Genomic DNA, 1,444 nt, shown 5'->3' with positions numbered 1-1,444 from the left:
GGCTCTTCGTGGTTGATGGTGAAACAGGTTCGTGTCTTGAAAGCTGAAGGGCTCGTAGCCCTGCTGTGATGGATGTTCTCTACGCATTCATCAAGTCAGGAGCTACGAGCCTTGATCGAGCCTACTTCGCCGCGCCCCGATGCTGCCACCGCAATTTTCAACCTGCCCGACTACCGCGTCACCGAGACTGAGATCCTCGCTTTCGGGCAGCGCCGGATCCAAGTCGTGGCCACCGCCGAGGCCGGCTGCCCATCCTGCGGCGTCATCAGCACCCGCGTTCATTCCCGCCGGCCACAACGCCTGCGTGACATCCCCGTCGCCGGGCCGGTCGAAGTGGTCTGGGCCAAGCGGAGATTCTTCTGCGATGAGTACCTGTGCCCGCGCCAGACATTCACCGAGGAAACAACCCAGGTCCCGCGCCGGGCACGGTCCACCCATCGGCTCCGTGAGGCCCTGGTTGCCGCCGTCATCGGATCCGGCAGGGCAGCCGCCGAGGCCGCCGCTTCTTTCGGAGTCTCATGGTGGCTCGTGCAGCGGGCCCTGGACTCTGCGGCGCTGACGCTGCCCGATGTCGACGCCCTTGCACCGCGGATGCTCGGCATCGATGAACATCGCTACCGGTCCGTGCGGTTCTTCCGCGACCCGGCCACCAAGGCCTGGAAACGCTACGAACCATGGATGACCACCATCGTCGATCTTGACACCGGACAAGTCCTAGGGATCGTTGACGGCCGCGACAGTGAGGGCGTCGGGGACTGGCTTTTCGCCCGTCCGCTCGAATGGCGCCTGGGCGTGCAGGTCGTTGCCATCGACCCATCCGCCGCTTTCCGCAAAGCCCTGCGGATGTGGCTGCCACGCACCGCTGTCTCAGTCGATGCATTTCACCTGGTCAAGCTTGGCAACGACATGCTCACCGAAGTCCGGCAGCGCCTCACGCAGCAGGTTCATGGCCGGCGGGGACGCGCCATCGACCCGGTATGGGCAAATCGGCGACTGCTCCTGCGGGCCGGGGACACACTCTCGGACCGGGCACGGAACAGGCTCAGCACCGTGTTCGACACCGACGACGCCACCGGGAAGTTGCAGGCCGCGTGGCTGGTCAAGGAACAGCTCCGCGCCCTGCTGACCACCGGGTCCCTCGCCCACGCGGCCGCCGCGAAAGACCAGCTTCAGACACTGGTTGTCAAAGCCGCGCAGCCCGAAACCAACCGGCTCTGGCGGACGGTCTGCCGCTGGTGGAAAGAGATCGAAGTGCTCATCGTCACCGGTGCGACAACCGCGAAAGTGGAAGCCAACAACACCGCGATCAAGCACATAAAGAGGACCGGCCGGGGATTCACCAACGCACGCAACTACAAAACGCGTATCCTGTTGCGCAGTGCCGCCAGAACAGCGGCATGAACATCCTTCACGGCAGAACATTCACCACGAACCGTGAAGAGCC

At 64.2% G+C, this 1,444-nt stretch carries 1 protein-coding gene; it reads left to right on the top strand.

What is annotated here, in order from left to right; genetic code table 11:
- Window positions 1–111: 111 nt before the first annotated feature.
- Window positions 112–1,401, top strand: a complete 1,290-nt coding sequence (locus tag ACETK3_RS21285) for an ISL3 family transposase (RefSeq protein WP_373993593.1) — start codon at window positions 112–114, stop codon at window positions 1,399–1,401.
- Window positions 1,402–1,444: the final 43 nt, after the last annotated feature.

Origin of the sequence: Arthrobacter sp. E44 (assembly GCF_041877125.1) — a bacterium.
Lineage (GTDB): Bacteria > Actinomycetota > Actinomycetes > Actinomycetales > Micrococcaceae > Arthrobacter.
This window is presented reverse-complemented; position numbering and strand designations above follow the sequence as displayed.